Annotated in this window: 19 protein-coding genes and 1 pseudogene; 9 read left to right on the forward strand and 11 right to left on the reverse strand. The window is 56.7% G+C overall.

The features are described 5' to 3' along the window. Positions 1-12 precede the first annotated feature (12 nt). Positions 13-1,137, reverse strand: a complete 1,125-nt coding sequence (locus GN234_RS28865) for an S-(hydroxymethyl)glutathione dehydrogenase/class III alcohol dehydrogenase (protein WP_176689447.1) — start codon at positions 1,135-1,137, stop codon at positions 13-15. A gap of 60 nt (positions 1,138-1,197) precedes the next feature. Then, positions 1,198-3,234, reverse strand: coding sequence for an NADH:flavin oxidoreductase (locus GN234_RS28870; RefSeq protein ID WP_176689448.1), 2,037 nt, complete (start codon positions 3,232-3,234; stop codon positions 1,198-1,200). A 214-nt stretch (positions 3,235-3,448) separates the two neighbouring features. Between GN234_RS28870 and GN234_RS28875 the strand changes: the two genes are divergently transcribed. The 7 genes from GN234_RS28875 to GN234_RS28905 all read left to right on the forward strand — a co-directional run bounded on the left by GN234_RS28875 (position 3,449) and on the right by GN234_RS28905 (position 9,567). Continuing rightward, on the forward strand, positions 3,449-4,198 hold the full coding sequence (locus tag GN234_RS28875; protein ID WP_109755605.1) for an electron transfer flavoprotein subunit beta/FixA family protein: 750 nt from the start codon (positions 3,449-3,451) through the stop codon (positions 4,196-4,198). After that, positions 4,198-5,133 (forward strand): electron transfer flavoprotein subunit alpha/FixB family protein, encoded by a 936-nt coding sequence (locus tag GN234_RS28880; protein ID WP_176689449.1) that lies wholly within the window; start codon positions 4,198-4,200, stop codon positions 5,131-5,133. The genes GN234_RS28875 and GN234_RS28880 overlap by 1 nt, the downstream gene beginning before the upstream one ends. 219 nt (positions 5,134-5,352) lie before the next feature. Beyond that, positions 5,353-6,252, forward strand: a complete 900-nt coding sequence (locus tag GN234_RS28885; protein ID WP_109755603.1) for a glycine betaine ABC transporter substrate-binding protein — start codon at positions 5,353-5,355, stop codon at positions 6,250-6,252. Positions 6,253-6,274: 22 nt separating this feature from the next. Next, on the forward strand, positions 6,275-7,339 hold the full coding sequence (locus GN234_RS28890; protein WP_233459496.1) for an Ldh family oxidoreductase: 1,065 nt from the start codon (positions 6,275-6,277) through the stop codon (positions 7,337-7,339). Positions 7,340-7,379: 40 nt separating this feature from the next. Next, positions 7,380-8,000, forward strand: coding sequence for a dimethylsulfonioproprionate lyase family protein (locus tag GN234_RS28895; RefSeq protein WP_233459497.1), 621 nt, complete (start codon positions 7,380-7,382; stop codon positions 7,998-8,000). 51 nt (positions 8,001-8,051) lie between these two features. Further along, positions 8,052-8,300, forward strand: coding sequence for a ribbon-helix-helix protein, CopG family (locus tag GN234_RS28900; protein ID WP_109755601.1), 249 nt, complete (start codon positions 8,052-8,054; stop codon positions 8,298-8,300). Positions 8,301-8,574: 274 nt separating this feature from the next. After that, complete coding sequence (locus GN234_RS28905; RefSeq protein WP_176689451.1) at positions 8,575-9,567, forward strand: isopenicillin N synthase family dioxygenase; 993 nt, start codon at positions 8,575-8,577, stop codon at positions 9,565-9,567. Between the two features lie 80 nt (positions 9,568-9,647). Here the strand turns inward: GN234_RS28905 and gbdR are convergent. From gbdR to GN234_RS28950, 9 genes and pseudogenes are all read right to left on the reverse strand, one after another. Next, positions 9,648-10,658, reverse strand: a pseudogene (gene gbdR / locus GN234_RS28910) (choline metabolism transcriptional regulator GbdR); the annotation flags it as partial. Then, positions 10,655-11,611, reverse strand: coding sequence for a GlxA family transcriptional regulator (locus tag GN234_RS28915; protein WP_233459498.1), 957 nt, complete (start codon positions 11,609-11,611; stop codon positions 10,655-10,657). The pseudogene gbdR and the gene GN234_RS28915, both read right to left, overlap by 4 nt. A gap of 10 nt (positions 11,612-11,621) precedes the next feature. Beyond that, positions 11,622-12,968: a dimethylsulfonioproprionate lyase DddP gene (dddP, locus tag GN234_RS28920; RefSeq protein WP_176689452.1), complete on the reverse strand. Its 1,347-nt coding sequence runs from the start codon at positions 12,966-12,968 to the stop codon at positions 11,622-11,624. 143 nt (positions 12,969-13,111) lie between these two features. Then, a complete protein-coding gene (locus GN234_RS28925) occupies positions 13,112-14,602 on the reverse strand; it encodes an aldehyde dehydrogenase (protein ID WP_109755596.1) in 1,491 nt (496 codons plus the stop codon). Between the two features lies 1 nt (position 14,603). Further along, on the reverse strand, positions 14,604-15,506 hold the full coding sequence (locus GN234_RS28930) for a dihydrodipicolinate synthase family protein (protein ID WP_109755595.1): 903 nt from the start codon (positions 15,504-15,506) through the stop codon (positions 14,604-14,606). 142 nt (positions 15,507-15,648) lie between these two features. After that, complete coding sequence (locus tag GN234_RS28935) at positions 15,649-16,968, reverse strand: NAD(P)/FAD-dependent oxidoreductase (RefSeq protein ID WP_163857895.1); 1,320 nt, start codon at positions 16,966-16,968, stop codon at positions 15,649-15,651. 246 nt (positions 16,969-17,214) lie between these two features. Beyond that, positions 17,215-18,243 carry a glycine betaine/L-proline ABC transporter substrate-binding protein ProX gene (gene proX, locus GN234_RS28940; RefSeq protein WP_163857896.1) on the reverse strand — a complete coding sequence of 343 codons (1,029 nt, stop codon included), beginning with the start codon at positions 18,241-18,243 and terminating at the stop codon, positions 17,215-17,217. A 57-nt stretch (positions 18,244-18,300) separates the two neighbouring features. Next, positions 18,301-19,254 carry a glycine betaine/L-proline ABC transporter permease ProW gene (gene proW / locus GN234_RS28945; RefSeq protein ID WP_109755592.1) on the reverse strand — a complete coding sequence of 318 codons (954 nt, stop codon included), beginning with the start codon at positions 19,252-19,254 and terminating at the stop codon, positions 18,301-18,303. A 93-nt stretch (positions 19,255-19,347) separates the two neighbouring features. Continuing rightward, positions 19,348-20,508 carry a quaternary amine ABC transporter ATP-binding protein gene (locus GN234_RS28950; protein ID WP_109755591.1) on the reverse strand — a complete coding sequence of 387 codons (1,161 nt, stop codon included), beginning with the start codon at positions 20,506-20,508 and terminating at the stop codon, positions 19,348-19,350. Positions 20,509-20,841: 333 nt separating this feature from the next. On the opposite strand from GN234_RS28950, the gene GN234_RS28955 reads away from it, so the two are divergent. Beyond that, a complete protein-coding gene (locus GN234_RS28955) occupies positions 20,842-21,810 on the forward strand; it encodes a LysR family transcriptional regulator (protein ID WP_176689453.1) in 969 nt (322 codons plus the stop codon). Between the two features lie 275 nt (positions 21,811-22,085). Continuing rightward, on the forward strand, positions 22,086-23,321 hold the full coding sequence (locus GN234_RS28960; RefSeq protein WP_176689454.1) for an aromatic ring-hydroxylating oxygenase subunit alpha: 1,236 nt from the start codon (positions 22,086-22,088) through the stop codon (positions 23,319-23,321). Positions 23,322-23,332 lie beyond the last annotated feature (11 nt).

Genomic DNA, 23,332 nt, shown 5'->3' on the forward strand with positions numbered 1-23,332 from the left:
TCCGACCGACTCTCAGAAGTGAATGACGGTACGAATGCTTTGCCCTGTATGCATCAACTCGAAAGCTTCGTTGATCTCTTCCAGGGGCATGTTGTGGGTGATGAAAGTCTCCAGCGGAATCTCCCCGCGGCCAGCCTTCTCGACGTAGCTGGGCAGCTCCGTGCGGCCCTTCACGCCACCGAAGGCGCTGCCGCGCCATACGCGACCGGTGACGAGCTGGAACGGGCGGGTGCTGATTTCCTGGCCGGCACCGGCGACGCCGATGATGATCGACTCGCCCCAACCCTTGTGGCAGCACTCCAGTGCCGCGCGCATCAGTTGCACGTTGCCGACGCACTCGAACGAGTAATCCACGCCACCGTCGGTGAGTTCGACGATGACGTCCTGGATGGGCCGGTCATAATCCTTGGGGTTGATGAAGTCCGTCGCGCCCAACGACAGGGCGACATCGCGCTTGGCCGGGTTGATATCGATGGCAAGGATGCGTCCGGCGTTGGCCATCTTTGCGCCGATGATCGCGGCCAGGCCGATACCGCCCAGCCCGAAGACCGCAACGCTGGCGCCAGACTCGACCTTGGCAGTGTTGAGTACCGCGCCAATCCCCGTGGTCACCCCGCAGCCAAGCAGGCACACCTGCTCCAGCGGGGCCTCCGTTGAAATCTTCGCCAGGGAAATTTCCGGCAGCACCGTGTACTCGGAAAAGGTCGAGCAGCCCATGTAGTGGAACAGCGGCTGGCCTTCGTAGGAAAAACGCGAGGTGCCATCGGGCATCAGGCCTTTGCCCTGGGTAGCCCTGACGGCCTGGCAGAGGTTGGTCTTGCCAGAGAGGCAGAATTTGCACTGACGGCATTCGGCGGTATAGAGCGGTATCACGTGGTCGCCGACTTGCAACGAGGTCACGCCTTCGCCAATGGACTCGACAATGCCACCACCTTCATGCCCCAGCACCGTGGGGAAAATACCTTCTGGATCACTTCCCGAAAGGGTGAAGGCGTCGGTGTGGCAAACGCCGGTGGCGATGATGCGAACTCGCACCTCGCCGGCCTTGGGCGGTGCAACATCGATAGTGACCAGTCGCAGTGGTTCATTGGGCGCGAACGCGACCGCAGCCCTGGACTTCAAGGTCTGTGCTGACATGGAAGAGCCTCGTGTTGAATATGAAAAATTGCCCCTGATCCCAGGACCAGGGGCATGACTTCAGATGTCCTTGACCAGCCGCAGCGCGTCGTAGATGGCGGCGTGGGTATTGCGTGCCGACACCGCGTCGCCGATCCGGAACAGCTGGAAACGACCCTCGGGGTTGGTCACGATATTTTGGGTTTTCCCGGCGATCAGATCGTGCTGTTCAACCGCACCGTTGTTGCTCGAATGCGGGCGCAGGTCGAAGTACAGATCGTCCAGGGGCAGGGTGCCGTGGTTGATCACCACCTGATCGACCACGCGCTGCTTGTGCACCTGGCCATAATCGCTGCCGAAGCTGGCCACCAACTGACCGTCGCGCTTCTCTACGGAGTCGACGCGATAGGTGACCGTGAAGGTGACGTTCAGGTCTTGCAGGCTGCGCATGTAAGGCACCAGGTTCATCGCCATCACCTCCGGCGCAAACGAGCGGTCCGGCGTGACGATCTCCAGTTTTGCGCCGCTGTTGGCGATGACCTCGGCCGCTTGTAGCGCCGCGTGGTCGCCGGCGTCATCGAAGATCAGCACGTTCTGGCCGGGCTTGACGTCGCCGGAAATGATGTCCCAGGTCGACACCACCAGTTCATTGCCTTGCTTGAGCACCTCGGTGTGGGGCAAGCCGCCGGTGGCGACGATGACCACGTCCGGCTCCTCGGCCATGACGGTCTCGGCTTCGGCCCAGGTGTTGAAATGGAACTTCACCCCCAGCCGTTCGCATTGCGCCATGCGCCAATCGATGATGCTGATCATCTCGCGACGCCGCTCGCTCAGGGCAGTCAGGCGGATCTGCCCACCGGGCTGATCAGCCACTTCGAACACCGTGACGTCGTGCCCGCGTTCCCCGGCCACCCGTGCCGCTTCCAGGCCCGCCGGGCCGGTGCCGATCACCACGACCTTGCGCTTGACCGACGCCTTGGGAATCTCATGGGGCATGGTGGTTTCGCGGCCGGTGGCGGCGTTATGGATGCAATACGCCGCGCCGCCCTGGTAGATGCGGTCCAGGCAATAGTTGGCGCCGACGCAGGGGCGGATTTCTTCTTCACGCTTTTCGATGATCTTGCGCACGATATGCGGGTCGGTCATGTGCGCCCGGGTCATGCCGATCATGTCCACCTTGCCCGAGGCGATGGCGTGGCGTGCCGTGGCCACGTCCGGGATCTTGGCTGCATGGAACGTCGGGAAACCGGTGGCCGAGCGAATCTCGCCGGCAAAATCCAGGTGCGGCGAGTTGCGCATGCCCTGGATTGGAATCACGTCGGTGAGGCCAGCATCGGTATCGATGTGTCCGCGAACGACGTTGAGGAAGTCCACCAGCCCACTGTCCTTGAGCATGTGGGAGATCTGGATGCCGTCCTTGGCGCCGAAGCCGCCGGGCAGGTCCTCGTCGCCGGTGTAGCGAACCCCCAGCAGGAAGTCTTCGCCACAACGCTGGCGGATGCCCCGCAACACATCGAAAGTGAAGCGCAGGCGGTTTTCCAGCGAGCCGCCGTACGGGCCGTCGAGGTCGTTGGTCAACGGCGACCAGAACTGATCCATGAGGTGCCCGTAAGCCTGTAACTCCAAGCCATCAAGGCCGGCGGCCTTCATGCGTTCGGCGGCATCCACGTAATCCTTGATGATCCGGTCGATGTCCCAGTCTTCCATCTTTTTCGGGAAGGCCCGGTGGGACGCTTCACGGCGATGGGACGGCGATACGACCGGGAGCCAGTCAGCCTTGTCCCAGCGCGTGCGCCGCCCCAGGTGGGTCAGTTGGATCATCACCGCCGCGCCGTGTTCGTGGCATTCGTCAGTCAGGTCCTTCATCCATTTGACCACTTCATCCTTGTACGCCAGCACGTTGTTGAACACCGGCGGGCTGTCACGGGAAACGGCAGCGGAACCTGCGGTCATGGTCAACGCCACGCCGGCCTTGGCCCGTTCAACGTGATAGGCGCGGTACAGGTCCTTCGGCATGCCGTCGACAGGATACGCGGGCTCATGGGAGGTGGTCATGATCCGGTTTTTGAGGGTCAGGTGTTTGATCTTATAGGGCTGCAGCAGAGGATCGCTGGACATGGTGTTGCGCTCCGGGAACAGAACATCAGGCTTGGTTTTGACATAACGGTATGTTGAATGTTCATGTGTGTCAACGATTGAGACACAGGTGTACATTTTTCTTGCGCGGTGGAAAAACCAGTATTAACATCCAGCCGAAACAAGGGGGTGGGCCGGCTCGTGCGGCCGGCCATCCCGCATCGATCCAGAGTGCAAGGGGGCTATGCGAGGAACTATGAAAGTGCTCGTTGCGGTAAAGCGCGCCATCGATCCGAATGTGAAGGTCCGGGTGAAAGCCGACGGTTCAGACGTCGAACTCAATGGCGTGAAGATGGCCTTGAATCCGTTCTGCGAAATCGCGGTGGAGGAGGCGATTCGCCTCAAGGAGAAGGGGTTGGCATCCGAAGTGGTGGTGGTCTCGGTGGGCACTTCGGCCGCTCAGGAACAACTGCGCACGGCATTGGCGTTGGGTGCGGATCGCGCACTGCTGGTGGAAACCGACGCGGTACTCGAGCCGCTCAACGTCGCCAAGTACCTGAGCAAAGTGATCGATCAGGAAAAGCCGCAACTGATCCTGTTCGGCAAACAGGCGATCGACCAGGAAAACAACCAGGTTGGGCAGATGGTTGCGCAGTTGATCGGCAGCGGCCAGGCCACTTACGCCTCGGCAGTCGATCATGTCGACGGGCAATGGGTCGTCGAGCGCGAGGTCGACGGTGGTAGCCAGGTGGTCGCTCTCGCCATGCCCGCCGTGGTGACCTGTGACTTGCGCCTGAACCAACCGCGTTACGCCTCGTTGCCGAACATCATGAAAGCCAAGAAAAAACCGCTTGAAATCATTGCCGCTGACACCTTGGGTGCGAGCGTGAAGGAGCACGCTCGATTATTAGGGGTTGTCCCGCCGGCGGTGCGCAAAGCGGGGATCAACGTCGGTTCGGTGGCCGAACTGGTGGATAAACTGAAAAACGTCGCGGGGGTGATTTGATGCGCACATTGGTAATCGCCGAGCACTGTGCAGGGCAGCTTACGGCGGGTACGTGGAGTGCCGTGACCGCCGCCCTGGCCCTGGGTGCTGAAACGGATTTACTGGTGCTGGGCGGGACGCACGCCTGCGCAGTGGCGCAACAGGCCGCGCTGACCCAGGGCCTGGATCGGGTGCTGCTCGCCCAGGGCGAGATGTTCGAAAATGCCCTGGCCGAGAATGTCCAACCGCTGGTCACTTCACTGGTGGCCGATGGGTATACGCATGTCGTTGCCGACGCCAGCAGCATGGGCCGCAATGTGCTGCCACGGGTCGCGGCCAGCCTGGATGTCGGCATGCTGTCCGACGTCACCCGGATCGTCTCGGCAGACACGTTCCAGCGACCCATTTATGCCGGTAATGCCATCGCCACGGTTCAATCCCTCGATCCGATCAAGTTGCTCACCGTCCGCGCCTCGGCGTTCGCCCAGGCCTTGGCCCATGATCGTCGTTGCGAAGTGGTGACGGTCCAGGGCGGGCAGAGCGCAAGCAACGTGCGTTTCGTCAGTGAGCAACTGACGGCCAGTGAAAGGCCGGATTTGTCGAGCGCTCGGGTCGTCGTGTCCGGTGGCCGCGGCATGCAGGCCAAGGAACATTTCGCCTTGATCGAGCGCGTGGCCGACAAGCTCGGCGGTGCCGTAGGGGCATCGCGTGCAGCGGTGGATTCGGGTTTTGCCCCTAACGACTTGCAGGTCGGACAGACGGGGAAAATCGTCGCGCCAGAGCTATACATCGCTGCGGGTATCAGTGGCGCCATTCAACATTTGGCGGGCATGAGTGGTTCAAAAGTCATCGTCGCGATCAACCAGGACGCTGAGGCGCCGATTGCCCAGGTGGCGGATTACATGTGGGTGGCGGATTTGTTCGAGGCATTACCGGCGCTTGAAAAAGCGTTGTGAGTGAGCGGATGACTCCATCAAAGATAGATATATAAGCTCCGCCAAAATGGCGGAGGAGGGCCGAACCACCTGAATATCTAACGGCTTTCGCATAACTAAAACTTATCCACGCATAACATAAAATCCCTTGAGGGTGTAATGGCACTCTGCTTTTATGAGGGAAGTTCTTTCTTCTGCTGCCCTGCCAATAACTATTAATACAGTACGCGGAGATGCACCATGATTACGTTATCCAGTAAAACTTGTATCGGCTGGCTTGCAGGCGCGGCGATGGCCGTCGCTAGCCTGATGGCTCACGCCGAGGAACCCACGCCTATCCGTATTGGATGGGTGAACTGGTCGGATACGGAAATCGCTGTAAAGCTGGCAGATACGGCATTGCGCGACCATTTGAAGCAACCGGTCAAATTGGTGCTCGCCGATATTGGTATTCAGTTCCAGGCCCTGGCCAACGGCAATATCGACCTGATTCCGATGGTCTGGCTGCCGAGCACTCACAAGTCGTTCTATGACAAATACAAAGACAAGCTCGAAGACCTCGGTGTGCTGTATGAAGGTCGGATCGGAATGGCCGTGCCAACGTCCATTCCCACTAGCGAGATCGCCAGTGTCGAAGACCTTAACAAGCCTGAAGTGCGGGAAAAGCTTGGTGGCAAGATCCTGACGTCGGAAGTGGGCAATGGCCAATACAAACTGACGGAAAAGGCCATTCAAGAATACAAGCTCGATGGCTACAAGATGGTCGCCTCTTCGGAGTCCGGGATGTTGAGCGAGCTGGATCGCAACCTCAAGCGTGACAAATGGTCGTTGATCAACGCCTGGAGCCCGCACTGGATGTTCGCCAAGTGGCCGCTGCGCTACCTGGATGATCCGAAGCAGATTTTCGGTGGTGCCGAACAAATTCACGCCGTAGCCCGTAAAGGCTTCAGCGCCGAGCATCCCGATGTCGCGCGGTTCTTCGCCAACTTCAAGATTCCCAAGGCTGACCTGGAGAAGTTGATGGCCAGCGCCCGTGACAGCTCGGCAGACAAGGTCGTTGCAGAGTACTACGCCGCGAACAAGCCCCGCTTCGAGGCCATGTTTGGCAGCCAGACCGCCTCCGCGACGCCGTCCCAGTAATGACCATTGCTACTGAGTAGCTGTGTCGCCGTCCGGTGCCCTTGCTGAAGGGCACCGGGCTCATCGAACGAACATTCAGGCGATACCCTTGAAGACCACAGCCTATCGTCGCTTTACCCTTGATGATGCGGTCGACTGGGTGAAGCATCTCTGCCAATCGAAGGGTTGCTCTCCAGCGGTTGCCAACTCACTGGCCCACGCCACCGTTGCTGCGCAAGCGCGGGGTAACCAGGCCGTGGGGTTTTGCCATCTCGTCGATTACTTGCCGGGTTTTTCATCGGGGCGAATCAATCCACGTGCCGAGCCGCGAATCTCCTGCGCCGGTGCGATTATTCTCAAGTCTGATGCCCGTGGCGGAATTGCCCAGCTTGGCGTGGATCGCTGCTTCGATTCGTTATGCCATGCCGCGCACGCCAATGGCGTGGCCGCGCTGAGCCAGTGCAACAGTTTCACCAGCGGTGAACTGGGTGACTACACGTTGCGGTTTGCCCAGGCCGGGCTTATTGCATTGGCGGTCGCAAACGGGCCGGCGCTGGTTGCGGTTCCTGGCGCCAAGGGCAAGACCTACTCGACCAATCCGCTCTCGTTTGCAGCGCCTTCAGCCGATGGCATTCCCTTGTTGTTCGACCAGGCGAGCAGTGCCGCCGCATTCGTGAACATCGCCCACGCCGCCTCGACGGGTAGCGATATTCCTGAGGGGTGGGCGGTGGATCGCGATGGCAACGGAACACGTGATGCACTGTCGGCGTTGAGCGGTGCGCTGCTGCCTTTTGGTGGTCATCGCGGGGCCAATCTGATGCTGATGGTCGAGGTCCTGGCTGCGGGGCTCACGGGGGCCAATTGGTCGTTGGATTCGCCGGCGTTCAACCAGGGGACCCAGACGCCTGGCTGTGGCCTGTTGATCCTGCTCCTGGCGCCGGCGTTCTTCTCAACGGGATTTGAGCAGCGTCTTTCAAGTCAACTGACCCGCCTGACGCAGATGGACGTCCACAGGCCGGGGTGGGAACGGCAACACGCAACGGTCAATGCGCAGAATGATGGGATCAGTGTTCCCGTTGACCTGCTGGAACAGCTGAGTCACCTGTAAGCCAGTTCGACACATTGCTCGATAAATGGGATCGAAAACGATGATAAACAGCACTGAAGATCCAGCGTGGGCTCAGGACATCATCCGCAACGGGGACCTGCTCAGGCGCTCGCTTCAGAACGTCCTGTCGGGCAGCGCTTGCGATGAGGCGCCAGCACATAGCGCGTCTCTGAATACCGCCCAATGGACTATCAGCAAGACTGCACAAACTTCAAATGCGCTACCCGTTTTTTTGCAGGGCCATTTATCCGCGGCACTGGACGCTGCGCCGCGGACCGATGACGGCCTGGTAGCGATACTGGTTGCGCTCGGCACGCTCTTGCCCCATGTCACCTGGATAAACCGTCAAGCCCGGGCTGACCAGGACAGCGCTTTCGTGGAGCGGCATCGTCACGGAATGATCGCCGGTCCCGGAGGGCTATTCGAATGTTCCACCTTGACCCTGGGGTTGGCGCTCCTGATGCCCGAGACCTGCTACCCCTATCACCAACACCCGCCTGCCGAGTTCTACCTGGTTCTTTCGCCGGGCGACTGGTACCGGGAGGACGTGGGTTGGTGGAGCCCTGGACCAGGCGGTCTAGTCTTCAACTCCCCGTCATGCGTCCATGCAATGAAGTCGATGGATGTTCCACTTCTGGCACTGTGGGGCCTGATGCATTAGTGCCTCGTTATAAGAGTAGATGAACTCGGGTAGTGATTGAGAGGATGAGACATGGCGGTTACCACGCAAGGTATCAAGTTGGACGAAGACACGCAGGCCAGGCTGAAGTCCGCGGCGGCCAGGTTGGACCGTACCTCCCATTGGTTCATGAAAAAGGCAATTCTGAACTTTATTGAAAAAATTGAAGCCGGAGCCGGCATTGAAGAACTTGTAGCGACCGAACTTCTGGAGAAAGATGCCAGGCGCCACAGCATCGCACGACGGCTTTGCAAGGACTGCAGTATTGATGACTTGAATTGACTTGATGATGGATCAGATCGGAAGATAATTGACAAAGCCTGACTTGAACAAACTATTAAATGCCCTGCCTATAACGTCGAAATATATAGGCAGGGGCTTGTTCATATGATTGATATTTTCTCATGAGTATTGAATGAAAAATGGTTTGTTCGTGTCCGTTCAGTCCTGAACAATGACTTCAGCAAACGGGATCAGGATGAACACGCTTGATTCCAAAAGCTACAGCGTGCTTCAGGATAATTAAAAGAACGGCGTTTTCGTTGAGGATCGACCGATGATTCAGATGACCGATACCCGGCTGGCTAGCAAACAGACCGCATTCGAAGAAATACCTTTTATCGATATCGCACCCTTACTCGAAGGGAGCGACCCGCTGACAGTTGCTCGCCAGATTGGCGAGACGTGCGAGAAAGTTGGTTTTTTCTATATTAGGAATCATGGAGTATCTCGCGCCTTGATCGACGCGATGTATGCGCAAACGAAAAACTTCTTCGCCATGCCGTTTAATCAAAAGAATAAACTGAACGTGGTCAATTCAGGTCCCACGCTGCGCGGTTACATACCCATGTACGCGGAAAACGTCGATCCGGAAAATACCCGTGATTTCAAGGAGTGCTTCGACTACGGCGCGCACGATGAGCAAGTGTCTCCTTTTTTCGGGGCAAACCTGATGCCGACCGAGCTTCCGAAATTTTCGGGTGTCTGTGACGCCTACCATAAAGCGATGCTTGAGCTGGCCCGTAAGCTCATCAGCGCCATTGCGCTGAGCCTGGATCTGCCAGCGAACTACTTTGAAAAACTGCAACGCAAACCGATCACCATCCAGCGCTTGTTGCACTACCCCTCGCAGAGTGGCGAGATTTCACAAAAGGAAATCGGGATCGGAGCGCACACGGACTATGGTTTCCTGACGATCCTTTTCCAGGACAAGGTTGGTGGCTTGCAAGTCCGCAATCGCGCGGGTGAATGGGTCAGCGCGCCACCGGTGGAAGATACGTTCATCGTCAACATCGGTGACCTGGTGCAAACCCTGACGAATGATCGCTATACCTCGACTATGCACCGCGTCATCAATACCAGCGGTGTTGAACGGTATTCCATTCCATTCTTCATTGACTTGGACTTCGACGCGACGGTCGAGACCGTGGCGACGTGCATCAGCGTCAGCAACCCGGCCAAATATGCGCCCTACACCTGCGGCCAACACAAATACAGTCGCTTTGTCGCCAGCTACACCCACCTGCAGGAGGCGTTCGAAGCCGTCTGACGGATGAAGGCGCGGTGCAGAACCCGGTCACCGTCTACAGGGAGACGGTGACTGTCCGGGAGGCGTTGGGGTTACCCATAGGTATTTGACGAAGCGCGTTCATCACGCGGTGTCACACCGAAATAGCCACGATAGCTTCTGGTGAAGTGCGCACTTGAACCAAAGCCGCAGAGCGCGCCTATTTTCAGGACGGGTGATGAGGTCTGCTTCAACAACTGTTGTGCCCGGACTAACCGCAGCTTGAGGTAATAGCGCGACGGCGAGATGTCCAGATACTTATGAAACAGCCTCTCCAGTTGTCGACGTGAAATACCGACCTTGAATGCCAACGCGTTGAGCTCCAGGGGGACATCCAGATTGGCCTCCATCAACACGATAGCCGCTTGTAGCCTGGGTTGATTTGCGCCGAGTGTATGCTTGAGCGGTATCCGTTGGTGATCCTGATCATCGCGCATGCGTTCGTACATGAACATATCGCAGATCGCCGCTGCCAACTCACGACCGTGCTCGCGCCTGATCAAGTGCAACATCATGTCCATCGGTGCCGTGCCGCCGGCAGAGGTCAGGTGATTCGTACCGGCGGAGAACAGGTGTGAAGTGATGTCCGCTCCAGGAAACGCTTCGCGCATTTGCGCCAGGCATTGCCAATGGACGCTGCACTTATGCCTGTCCAGCAGGCCGGCCTTGCCCAGGGCCCAGCTTCCTGTGCAGATAGCACCCAGTTGCAGGCCCAGGTCGGCTTGGTGCTGCAACCAACGCATATGTTCATGGCTCACGCAGTCCTGCACATTCATCCCGCCACACACGATCACGGTATTCAACGCCGAGGCCTGTTCCATTTTGGCGTCGGGCGTTATGTACAAGCCGGCACTGGCACGCACCGGTTTTGCGTTCTTGCCCAGGGTGAACCATCGATATAGCTCTCTGCCGGATAGCTGATTTGCCATGCGCAAGGGTTCTATTGCCGATGCCAGGGAGATGAAGGTGAAGTCATCCAGTAGAAGGAATCCGACGGATCGTGGGGCAGGGGGCTGCGAAGTGGACACTGTGTTGCGCTCCTTTTGGATGTTGCGTACCCGTGCAGCTCTCATAGTTCGTGGCGACGTTCCCTCGACGGTGGATAACCAAAAAAAGAGCTGTAGCATTTACTGAAGTGAGGTGTTGAAACAAAGCCGCAGGCGATTGAGACATCGATGATCGTCAGGCTTGAGTTCTGTATCAGGCGCTGGGCGCCTTTAAGTCGTAATTCCAAGTAGTAGCGCTGTGGAGGGACCCCCAATTGCTCCTGGAAAAGACGTTGCACCTGACGTCTTGATAATTGAACGCACTCGGCGAGTTGATCCGGGCTTAACGGCTCCTCCAAGTTACACTCCATCAACGTGATCAGTTCTCGTAGCGGGGCGCTGACCTTGCCATCTTGAACCTGAACTGAAGTACGGAACCTGGACTGGTCGTGATCCAACAGGTCAAAAACTGCGTTCGCGACGTTCTGATCAAGCGCTTTATAAAGCCACTTCATCATCATTTGAAAAGCCCCTGCGGGGCTCGCCGCCGTGAGCCGGTCTCGATCAAATACCACGGCGTCCAACGTGACGTTCGTGTTAGGCGAAAACTCGGATAAAGCGATCCGTTGTTCTGCGTGAATGGCACAGCGGTAGCCATCCAGCAATCCGGCTTTGCCCAGATACCAGGCGCCATTCCATAGCCCGCCGAGCGCGATGGGCATGCTGGCGAGTTTGTTCAATAGCTTCACCAACGCCTCAGGCACGACTCTAGGCGTGCGTAACCCTCCGCAGACAATCATCAGATCCAGGGCGGCGATTCTGATGTCGGTCAGGGGGGTATCCGGTCTGATGGGGATGGCCAGGTCGCTCATGACTTCGGAGTCGTTGCGACTGAATGTATGCACTTTTATCGCCCCAGGCTGGATGAGGTTTGCGGTCACCAGCACGTCCAGGCATTGCGTGAAACACGTCAGGGAGAAGTTCTCAAGCAAGAGAAAACCTATGCTTGATGTTTTATGACCCTCGATTAACTGGTTCATCAATCAAGCTTCATATCTGTAGAAAGCTGTTATCGAAGGGGTAATGCGTCAGCAACTCATAGCCGGTTTCAGTGACCAATAATTGGTTCTCCAGCTTGATGCCATCGCGGCCACCCACTTCACCCACGTACGCTTCGACACACAGGGCCATGCCTGCTTGCAGCTCTCCCTCGTATCCGTAGGATTCCAGGTCCTCCGGGTAGCGGATACTGGGGTACTCGTCGCACAGGCCCACGCCATGAAACAGCACGCCGTACCGCTGGGCGCGGTAGGACTCTGGCAGTCGATGCGCCTTGGCGGTGAGTTCCGTGAAGCGCACGCCTGGCTTGACCAGCTCGCTGTTATGGGTGATATGGTCATGGGCAATTCGATACAGGCGCTTCTGTTCGGCCGTAGGTTCCAGCCCCCCGCAAATCCAGCTGCGGGACATGTCCACGCACATGCCGTAGGTGCCGATCAGATCCGTGTCGAACGACAACAGGTCGCCGTCGCTCAACACCCGTGGTCCAGACTCCTGGAACCAGGGGTTGGTGCGAGGACCGGAACTGAGGATTCGCGTCTCGATCCATTCGCCGCCGCGGCGGATGTTGCCGGCATGCAGTGCGGCCCAGACATCATTTTCGGTCACGCCGGCGCGCATTGCCTGGTGCATTTCAGTCACTGAGGCTTCGCACGAGGCCACCGCACAGCGCATTGCCTTGATCTCGTCAGGGCCCTTGATCATGCGGGCGAATTCGGTCACTTCCTGGCCGCTGTGCATTTCGATAGCCAAGGCATCCAATGCGCGCACACCAGCGACTTCGATTCGATCCACCGCCAGCCGGCGGTTGGCGCCGGCGTGTAGGCGCAGCAACTCGTCGATTTGCGCGGCGAAATGCCTGGCGTGTCGATCCGTATGCTCGCCGGTCTCGAAAAAGAAAAAAGACGCGCCGCTGCGTAATTCCGTCACCAGCGGCAAGTGAGCAGAAAGGTGATCGCAGCCATGGAAGTCCCACAGAACAACATGCCCACTGGCGGCGACGAAGCATGCCCGTGCGGGGTTATGGGTCGTCCATAATTGCATGTTGGTGGTATCGGTCGCGTAGCGGATATTCAGTGGATCGAATAACAGAATGCCGCCCAGGTCACGGGCGACCAACTGATCCACGAGTCGTTGCAATCGGTACGTACGCAGGGTGGGCAAATGGGGCGGCTCCAGGCCCAAACGCTCCCACTCCGCAAAAGCCAGGAGAGTGGGGCCTATTTCGACACGGTCGTTGTCATTGACCGAGCCATCTTTTTTTAATGCAGTTGCACGCTGCCTGGTCGGGTCGATGCGCCGAGCATTGTCTGGAATCGAAAAAGGTGAGGTTGTCATGGTGGCGTCCAGTTTCAATCTGCTGAAAGGCTCTGCGCGACCAAGCGACTATCGAGCCGGGGGACTTGATAACCCGATCACCGCTTGCGTGGAGCGGTGATCGGTGTGCTGAACGCTGTCAATACAGCACGTGTTCGATCAGGTTACGAAGCATCGATCCAGATGGTTTTCAGCTCGGTGTACTGATCGTGTGCCCAGACGGATTTGTCGCGACCACCAAAGCCAGACTCTTTGTAGCCGCCGAACGGCGTGGAGGCGTCGCCTTCACCGAAACAGTTGACCGTGACCACGCCCGCACGAATCTCCCGCGACAGGCGCAAGGCATTGCGCAGGCTGCCGGTATAGGCGGATGCCGCCAGGCCGTAGACCGTGTCGTTGGCCAGTTCAATGGCCTCGTCGAGGGTACTGAAGCTGGTGACGCTCAGTACCGGCCCGAAGATCTCCTCGATAAACAGGCGACTATCACGTTCGACTCCGTCGATGATCGTCGGCTGTACGAACACGCCGGACTCGGTCTCTCCACCTTGCATCACATTGAGTTTCTGCTCGGCGGCATAGTCCAGATAAGAACGCACCTTTTCGAAATGCGTTTTGCTGATCATCGCACCGAGGCGATTTTCAGGATCCAGTGGGTCACCCATTTTCCAATCGCGCAGATGCTTGCTGATCAGTTGCAGCAGCTCATCCTTGACGTCTTTATGGACGATCAGCCGTGAGGACGCCGAGCAGTTCTCGCCCATGTTCCAGAAAGCGCCGGCCGTCACATACTGGGCAACCTGATCAAGGTCTTCGCAGTCATTCATCACCACGGCGGGGTTTTTACCGCCCAGTTCCAGCACCACGCGCTTGAGGTTCGACTCGGACGCGTACTTGAGAAACAACCGGCCCGTGTCGGTAGAACCGGTGAAGCTGACCATCGCCACATCCATGTGCCGGCCGATTGCCTCACCCGCTTCCCGGCCACCGCCAGGGGTAATATTGAATACGCCTGCCGGAATACCGGCCTGATGTGCCAGTTCGGCAACGCGCAGCGCGGTCAGGGTGGTTTCCTTGGCCGGTTTGACCACGATGGAACAGCCAGCGGCCAAGGAGGGACCAATCTTCCAGGCCAGCATCAACAATGGGAAGTTCCAAGGCAGAACCAGTCCGACGACGCCGATCGCTTCGCGTACCACCATGGTTACCGCACCGTGGCCGGTCGGCGCGGTGCTGTCGTACACCTTGTCGATCAACTCCGCATGCCAGCGCAGGGTATGGATCGTGTCGGGCACATCGACGTTCTGGCATTCGCTGACAGGCTTGCCACTGTCCAGGCTTTCCAGCACGGCGAGTTCGTGGGCGTTGTCTTCCAGCAATTGGGCGAAACGCAGGAGTACCTGTTTGCGTGCGCCGGGTGACAGCTTATGCCAGCGACCATCCTCGAACGCTTGCTTGGCGGCAGCCACGGCAACGTCGACGTCACGGGTATCGCACGCCGCTATCTCGGCAAGCGTTTCACCCGTGGCAGGGTTCGTCGTGATGAAGGTTTTTCCAGAGAGGGCATCGCGGAACTCGCCGTTGATGAACGCCTGGGTAGGAAACTTCAACTGGGCGGCGATGGCCGCGTACTGTTCTTTGGTCAGTAGATCAGCCATTTCAGGCACCTCCAGTGATCTGCGCAATGTTGCGCTTGAGCTCGGTGATGACGCCTTGCAGCGCCTGCTTTTCATCAGGGTCCAGGCCGTGCAGAGGGGCGCGCAGGCCACCGGTGCGCAAGCCGTTCAGTTCACACCCGTACTTGATGGACTGGACAAACTTTCCGCCTTCCAGAAAGTCCATCAGCGGCATCATCGCCGTCATGATGCGGCGGCCTTTGTCGAAGTTTTTTTCGACAACACAGGCCTCGTACAGCGCGACGTGCTCGCGGGGGATGAAGTTGGAACCGGCACACACCCAACTGCGGGCGCCCCATGCGAAAAATTCCAGGGCTTGATCGTCCCAGCCGCAAGACAGGGCGATGTGCGGGTATTTGCAGGCCAAACGGTGCATCTGAGCCATGTCGCCGGAGCTTTCCTTGATGGCAACGATGTTTTTCACATCGCGGACTTCGTCAAAGAATTCCTCGCCCATGCTCACGCTCATCCGACCTGGATAGTTGTAAAGCATGATGGGGAGAGCGGCGGCGCGGTCCACCGCCTTGACATGCAGTGCGATCTCTTTTTGCGTCGGCAGTGCGTAGGGCGGCGAGCCAACCAACAGCGCGTCGGCCTTGATGGCTTTCGCCGCTTCGGCGTAGGCGACCGAGTCTTCAGTGCGGATGGCGCCGGTACCCACGATCAGCGGTAGACGACCGCGCAGCACGTCCTTGGCCTGGGCGGCCAGGTCGAAACGCTCCTGAGCGGTGTGGGCATAATATTCGCCGGTTGAGCCACCGATAATGATGCCGTGCACCTTGGAGTCGACCAGATACTCCAGGACTTCGGCGAAGGCTGTCTTATCGATACTGCCGTCAGAGGTCAGTGGAGTAACGGCCGGTGTGTAAATGCCTTCAAATTTCATTAATCTCGCTCCAGTTAATGTCACTGCCTATCAAGCGGCGCTGGCTCGATAGAGTCAGCGCAGCCAGTTTTTCAACCAAGGGAGACCACGTGCTGAAGATCGAGCAAGTGGTCTTCAACTTCTTCAAGTTTGTCGGGGCGGGTCAACTTTCTTTACCGGCTCGGTACTGCCCCCAGCGCAAACTTATATTGACGCCTGCTGAAACCAGTGGGGCGGGTGGGTTAGGAGATGGGCCTGGTGATTTCAAGACGAAATCGATGAGTTCAGAGTGTTCCCCAGCCAGCCAATCCGCCAAGAGTTTGCCGGTGGCGGTGCCGCGGGTAACACCTAGCCCATTGCAGCACAGTGCCCCATAGACATTGGGCGACAGCTCGCCGAAATAACCCATATGGTTACGTGAAAGAGCCAGTGCGCCTCCCCAGGTATATTCGAACGTCATCTCAGGCAACATGGGAAAGCGTTGCTCGAAAGATGCCTGATGCCTGGCGACAAAGCGTTTCAGATATTTTGAATCGCTGCGGCCGTCGGGGTTAAAGCTGAAACTGTTACGGATCAAAAGACGGTTGTCCGGTGTACGACGTACCGTGGTACCGAATGGATCCGCAGGAATGACACCCCAATAAGGCCGGCCGCCGAGGCGAGCCTGCTCTTGTTCGGTCATGGGGCGGGTCAGGCTGGCATAGGTGAACACCGGTAGCATTCGCCCTTTCAGGAAGCCGAAACTCATGCCAAAGGCATTATTGGTCAGGATCAGTTTGTCGGCGGTGATTGAACCCGCGGCGTGCTTGAGCACCGTCTTCGTGCCGTACTCCACATGAGTGATCGCGGTGTTTTCATACAGCGTCACATTATTGGGGAGGCTGTCGGCCAAACCTTTGACCAGCGCCGAAGGCTGAAGCAAGGAAGTCCCTGGTGTAAATAACGCCTTGCGGTAGAAATGCGTGCCGATATGTTCGGGCAGTTCGCCAGCCTCGATCATCTGGTAGGGCTGATCCAGTTTATCGAGTCCGCGACGGTAGGCCTCCAGGACGGCGATGCCTCTTGGTTCAACGGCTGCCTGATATTTGCCGCAATGCTTCATTTGGCAATCGATGTTGTGGCGTTCAACCAACTCTTTTAAATAACCCAGGCCACTCAGATTAAGTTTCAGTGTGGTTTTCGCCGTGGCGATATCGCCTATGTAATCCTCCGCGGCGATGTCATGCGGCAAATCGATAGCGAACCCGGCATTGCGACCGGAAGTGCCAAAGCCCACTTCCTGAGCGTCGATCAACAGGATGGAATCGTCGGGGAAATGAGCCGCTAGCTGACGGGCGGCGGCAAGCCCTGTAAAGCCAGCACCGACAATCACCCAGCGTGCGCTGCTATGGCCTTGATGGGCGGGCTTGATCTGGCGCCCCTTGCTCAAGTGGTACCACCCGCAAGATGGATCATCGGCAGGTAACGAAGATACTTTTAACATTTCAAGATCCTGTTCATTCAACCGATCCGACGTCAGTCATGCAAAAAAGGGTGCTTGGTCATTTCACGTGTGCTGAGAATCCAACGGACGTAAATGTTAAGTCTTTGCAGTTTCAATTAACGATGTGATCAGGCGGTATCGAAGTGCGTTTGCATTGCTTGGGGTATCGAATCTATCGGCTTACATCGAACGGAAAACCATTAAAGGACGGGGCAGTCATCGACTTGCCCCACCTTGGTACGGCTATTAATTATTAGCTTGTGTCGCCGCAGCGCGAGCTGTTTGCAACCATGCATCAAATTGCTGCCGATGGGCTGCTACCCACTCCTTGGCGTGACGGCGGATATCTGCGGGTTTTTTCTCGCCCTGTTGCATTTTCAAGTTCTGGGCACTTTCGTCAGCCGTGGTGATTTGCATCACCGAAAGGAACTTCAAGGCCGCCGGATTCTTCTCGGCGAAGTCTTTATTCAACACGGCCTCGACCTTATCTACCGCAAAGCCGAGATTCTTGCCCTTGTACATCGTGTCGACATCATTCTTGCCGTCAGGCAGGTCGGTTTTCGGTACTTCCAGCCATACCACATCCTTGTCTTCTACCAGAACAGTGGCGATCCATTGTGGGACCCAGGTGAAGTAGAGAATCGGTTGCCCTTCCTTGTAACGGGTAATGGTGTCAGCCATCAGTGCGAAATAGGAGCCCTGGTTGACGGTGACTGTTTTATCCAGGTCATAGGCCTTCATGTGGTGGGCGATGATCAGCTCGCAGCCCCATCCAGGATTGCAGCCCGTCAGGTCTGCTTTGCCGTCGCCGTTGGTGTCGAACAGTTTGGCGATTTCCGGTTTCTTCAAGTCAGTGAGGTACTTGATGCCATGGGCTTCAGCGGTCTTCTTGTCGATCAAATAACCTTGGAGCACGCCGGGCATGATGTCGCCCGCCTTGACCATGGTTTTATCGCCCCCGGCCTGCTGGAAGAATTTATCGTGCAGCTTGTCCCACAAGTGCACGGTAAAGTCCGCATCACCGCTACCCAAGGCCATCATCATGACGCCGTACTCGGTCTCCTTGGGCTCCTGCACCTTGTAGCCCAGCTCTCGGAGGCCTTCCATGGCTACTTCGCCACGGAATCGCTCTTCAGCGATAGAGGGGAAGATGGGGGTGACCTTTACACCGTCCCCCGGTTGGTTCGCCGAGGCGTTTGCGCACAGGGACGTAGCCGCAATGGCGAAAGCTGTAGCGCAATTGAGAATGCGACGGGAAAGCTTGAATTCAGACATCTTCACGTACCTTTTTTGGGTTTTTATCTTCAAGTGCGGCAGATCGAATAAGAGGGTTCAAGCGGTCTTGCTTCGCCCCGCAGGCTGTTTTGCGCCGAACAGGCGTAGCAGAAGGCCTACGGGACCGGTGTGATACCAGCGCAGGCTCGGGTCGGCTCCGGTGCGCGCGCCCATGGCTTGGGTCAAGCGGTCAAGGAAGATGGCAAGCAGCACCAAGCCAGTCCCACCGACCGTGGCCAAGCCCATGTCCAGGCGGCCGATGCCGCGCAGGACCATCTGGCCAAGACCGCCCACCGAGATCATCGAAGCGATCACCACCATCGACAGCGACAGCATCAGGGTCTGATTGAGTCCAGCCATAATGGTTGAGGTCGCCAGTGGCAACTGAACCCGGGTCAGCATCTGCCGCGGTGTGCAGCCAAAAGCGCGGGCGGCTTCTATTTTGTCCTCCGGTACCTGGCGAATGCCCAGATTCGTCAGGCGCACCAGAGGGGGAAGGGCGAAGACAATGGTCACAAGGATGCCCGGCACGTTGCCGATGCCGAACAGCATGACGACAGGCACTAGATAAACGAACGCCGGCAGTGTCTGCATGGCATCGAGTACGGGCCGTAGGACCTTTTCCAGATTGTCACTGCGGGCGCAGAGAATCCCCAGTGGGATACCTAGCAGGGCGCAAAAGAATACCGAAGTCAGTACGAGCGCCAGGGTGGTCATCGACTCGGACCAGACACCGATAAGGCCCAGCAGTGTGAGCGTCACAAAGCACAGCAAGGCCATGCGTTTACCGGCTAGTTGCCATCCCAGCAATGAAGACAGGATGATCCCGATGCTGGGTGGAATGCTCTGCAGAATGTATTCGACGCCGTTAAGTACTTGGTCGATCGGCCAGCGGATGGCGCGAAACACATCGCGAAAGTTGTGCACCAGAAAATTGAGGGTGCTTTCCACCCAGTCACCCAATGGAAGGGTGAGGACTTGAAACGGGTCGAGAAAACTGAACTCGGACATTAGGGCTTACCTCTTCATCTTCACCGCTGCGACGTCATGGAGGCCGCAGGTACTTCAGGTCAGGGACGCGCCAGCGTAGATGGGCGCGGCTGTTTAATGGCGGCTCAGCGTTTGCAGTAACTCGCTCTTTGACAGGGTCCCGGTGAGAGCGCCCGAACGGTCGAGTACAGGGACCGGGTAGGGCAGGTTGGCGGCGATCTCCAGTACTTCGTGCAGGGGGGTATCGGTAAAGACAGGCTGCTGTTTGTGCTGGGTGTAATGCGTGTTGCCACCCGCGCCGCTGGTATCGATATCGACCACCCCGAGTAGTTGTCCAAGTTCATCGATCAAGTAACCAAATGGCAGGCCGGCCTTGAAATGTGGCGCTTGGCCATTCGCTTTACGAACCGATTCCGGATTGAGCCTGGCCACGTCGCCTGCCTTGAGAATCCGGGAACTATCGAATCCTTTGAAGAACGTGCGTACATAGTCATTGGCCGGCTGACTGATCAACTCTTGAGGTGTGCCGATCTGTACCACCTGGCCCCCCTCCATGATCGCGATGCGGTGACCGATGCGAACAGCTTCCTCAATGTCGTGGGAAATGAAGATGATGGTTCGCTTTTGCTCGGCTTGCAGGCGAATGAGTTCTCCCTGCATCTCGCTGCGGATAAGCGGGTCCAGAGCGGAAAAGGCTTCGTCCATCAGCAGGATGGTCGGGTCGTTGGCAAGCGCGCGGGCCAGGCCTACGCGTTGCTGCATGCCGCCGGAAAGTTGATGTGGATAACTGTGCTCCTGTCCAGCAAGACCGACTTGGGCGAGGGCTTCCCTGGCGCGGCTATGCCGTTCCTTTTCACCAATGCCGGAAATTTCCAGCCCAAAGGCGGTGTTTTCCAGAACGCTCATGTGCGGCATCAAGGCAAAGGACTGGAACACCATGCCCATCTCTTTACGGCGGACATCAAGAAGGGCTTTATCAGCCAGGCCCGTAATTTCTCGACCATTCAGATAAATACTGCCTGAAGTGGGCTCGATAAGGCGGTTGAACAATCGCACCATCGTGGACTTCCCAGAACCTGAGAGTCCCATGATCACAAATATTTCACCGCGCTTAACAGCAAAGCTGGCGTCAAAAACACCAATAACTTGACCTGTTTTCTCAAAGACTTCTTTTTTGCTTGCCCCGGCGGCGAGCATTTTCATCGCCGTGTCAGGTTGCGCGCCAAATATCTTAAAAACGTTCTTAACAGAAATGATTTCGTCTGGGCTAGTCATCGCGTCCCTCCTTTGCGTGTAACCCTACAAGCGCGCGAAATCGAATTGAGCTCGAGCGTTGGTAATTTAGGCGGGCAGTAATAAAAGATAGATCTGCGCATGACATGTACCTGTTTTTTATTGTTTGCCCTTGGGGTCGGGCTTTTTTTCAATCTATAAGTATCCCGATTTTAAATCCAACAACATTTACAGGGCTTTATGGATAACCTAACGTTATCGAGACGCGCTAAAACGACCGCCTTTGCGCAATCACGACGCTTTTGTATGGCCTGGGCTAGGCTATTGAGTTACGCTCCGCCGCTTTCGCGGATGATAGGAGTGTGAGGGCTTACCATGCTCAGCAGACACGTTGACCCCGATACATTACTGCTTAGAATGCCTTCCCTTCGGGCTGTCAGGGCATTCGTCGCCGCCGCTAAATATGAAAGCTTCACTCGGGCAGCGGAGGCCCTGTGCGTATCGCAAGCCGCGATCAGTCGGCAGATTCGAGAGCTTGAAGACTCGTTGGGCGCTCAACTGTTCATGCGTGCCGGGCGCACGGTAGAACTAACCGCCGAGGGAAAGATATTTTTTGAGGCGGCGCAACTGTCGTTCGTTAATATCGCACAAGCGGCTGAAAGGATTCGTACCGCTCCGACGCAGAAGCATATCCTGACTGTTTGTTGCTCACCCGCATTCTCTGCATTATGGCTGTCCGAGTATCTTCCAGAGTTTCGGGCGACTAACCCGGATATTGAATTCAATCTGATTACCACTCAGAACTTTGTGAATATGGAACCTGGCATAGAGCCGGACATCATCATCTCAAAGATTCGCAAGGTGGGGGATGGGTATAAGAGTTATCAGTTGTGCCACGATATTATTTATCCTGTTTGCTCCCCAGCGTTTTTGGACGCACATCCCGAACTGAACTCGCTTGAAGGGGTGCGCGATTCTTCGCTACTTAATCTAAGCCCCTATGGACGGTCGGGTGTGGCTGAACATGTGGACTGGGGGGTGTGGCTGGCTTTTCTGAACGTTGATATTGATGAGCGTCCTGCCGACTGTCCGCCTATTTTTCATGCGAATGATTACAACCTGATCATGAACATGGTCTTGACCCATCAAGGCGTTGCGCTGGGCTGGAACCAGCTTGTCGGGGCAATGGTCGAGAGAGGGCAGCTCGTTCGCCCTGTCGAGCATCAGGTGACGCTTCGAAACAGTCTTCATTATGTAGCCTGCAATGAAAGGACTGAATACGAAGATGCCTGTCGGCGAGTCCGGGACTGGATTCTTTCTAAGTTTTCCAGATGGAGCATATGAGTTTTTTTTCATTTAAATCTTCTCGGTCGGTACAGCGATTGTAAGTAAAGTCTTGCCTGGAATCGGTGGGTCATAACGCTAAGTTATCAGTTGAACGACGAAAATGTAGTTTTGCCGACAGGATAGGCTGTCGTACCCTTTGTGTTAAATATGGCTAAAACATGCGTATTCAGCGGTTGCGTTGGGCAATGCTCCGCGTAGGACCCGTTGGGCCATGACACCGTTTTCTGGGCGTACTTACCATTAACCGTCAGGTTGATGCGTAGAGGATAATAATGAATATCAAAGCATCCGTGATCGACCTGATTCAAAAGCGTAAGGCGCGCCACGCGCTTCCCCGTGAGCTGTATATTGAACCTGAGGTTTTTCGTCAGGATCTTGAGCAGATTTGGCACAAGGATTGGATTTTTGCCGGGCATACCTTTGAGCTTGAAAAGCCCGGGCAATACTTGACGTTGCAGATTGGTGACTATCCAGTTTTAATCATCAGGGATAAAAGTGGTCAGGTCCGTGCTTTTCACAATGCTTGTCGTCATCGTGGCTCTAAAGTTTGTGAGCACGCCCAAGGCAAAGTTGCGAAGCTGGTTTGTCCTTATCATAAATGGACTTTCGAGCTGGACGGCAGTCTTTTGTTTGCCGGTAATATGGGGGCCGATTTCGACAGGTCTCAATACAACCTGAAACCCGTTCATTGTGAAATTGTCCATACGTACATTTATGTATGCGTCGCTGACGAGGCGCCTGAGTTCGAAAGTTTCAGGCATTCTGTAAGTCCTTTCATCGCCCCCCATTTCCTGGATCACTGCAAGGTTGCTTTCGAGTCCAACCTCGTGGAAAAGGGTAACTGGAAACTCGTATTTGAAAACAATCGCGAATGCTTCCATTGTGACGGTACGCATCCCGAATTGATGAATTCTTTTGTCGAGAATCTTTCGGTGGCCGGGGTGGGGGGCGAAGATGATCCTGAATTGACCGCGCACTGGAATCGCTGCGAAATCGCGGGCATGCCCAGCAAGCTTGTCATGGACCCGAATGGCCGTTTTCGTATGACACGCATTCCACTTTCCGCGGGCGCCGTGAGTTACACAATGGATGGTAAACCTGCTGTTACGGGGCGCCTGGATAAAAGCGGCGAGCCGGATATTGGCGCCTTGCTCTACTTTAATTACCCGTCTACCTGGAACCACTTTCTCGGCGATCACGCATTGAGCTTCCGGGTACTCCCGATCGGGCCTGGCGAAACGCTTGTGACGACCAAATGGCTTGTGCCCAGTACCGCCGTTGAAGGTGTTGACTACGAGATTGACCGGCTGACCAAGGTTTGGCTTGCCACCAACGATCAAGACCGTCGTTTGGTGGAAGGTACGCAGGCAGGTGTGACCTCACCGACTTACGAGCCGGGACCCTTCTCGGACATCGCGGAAAATGGCGTATGCCAGTTTGACGATTGGTACTGCGAAACCATGCTGACGCGCCTCCAGGCCCAGATTCCACTTAAATCGGTGGATTGATTTCCTTGCAA

Source organism: Pseudomonas bijieensis (genome assembly GCF_013347965.1).
In the GTDB taxonomy this organism is placed as follows: Bacteria; Pseudomonadota; Gammaproteobacteria; order Pseudomonadales; family Pseudomonadaceae; genus Aquipseudomonas; species Aquipseudomonas bijieensis.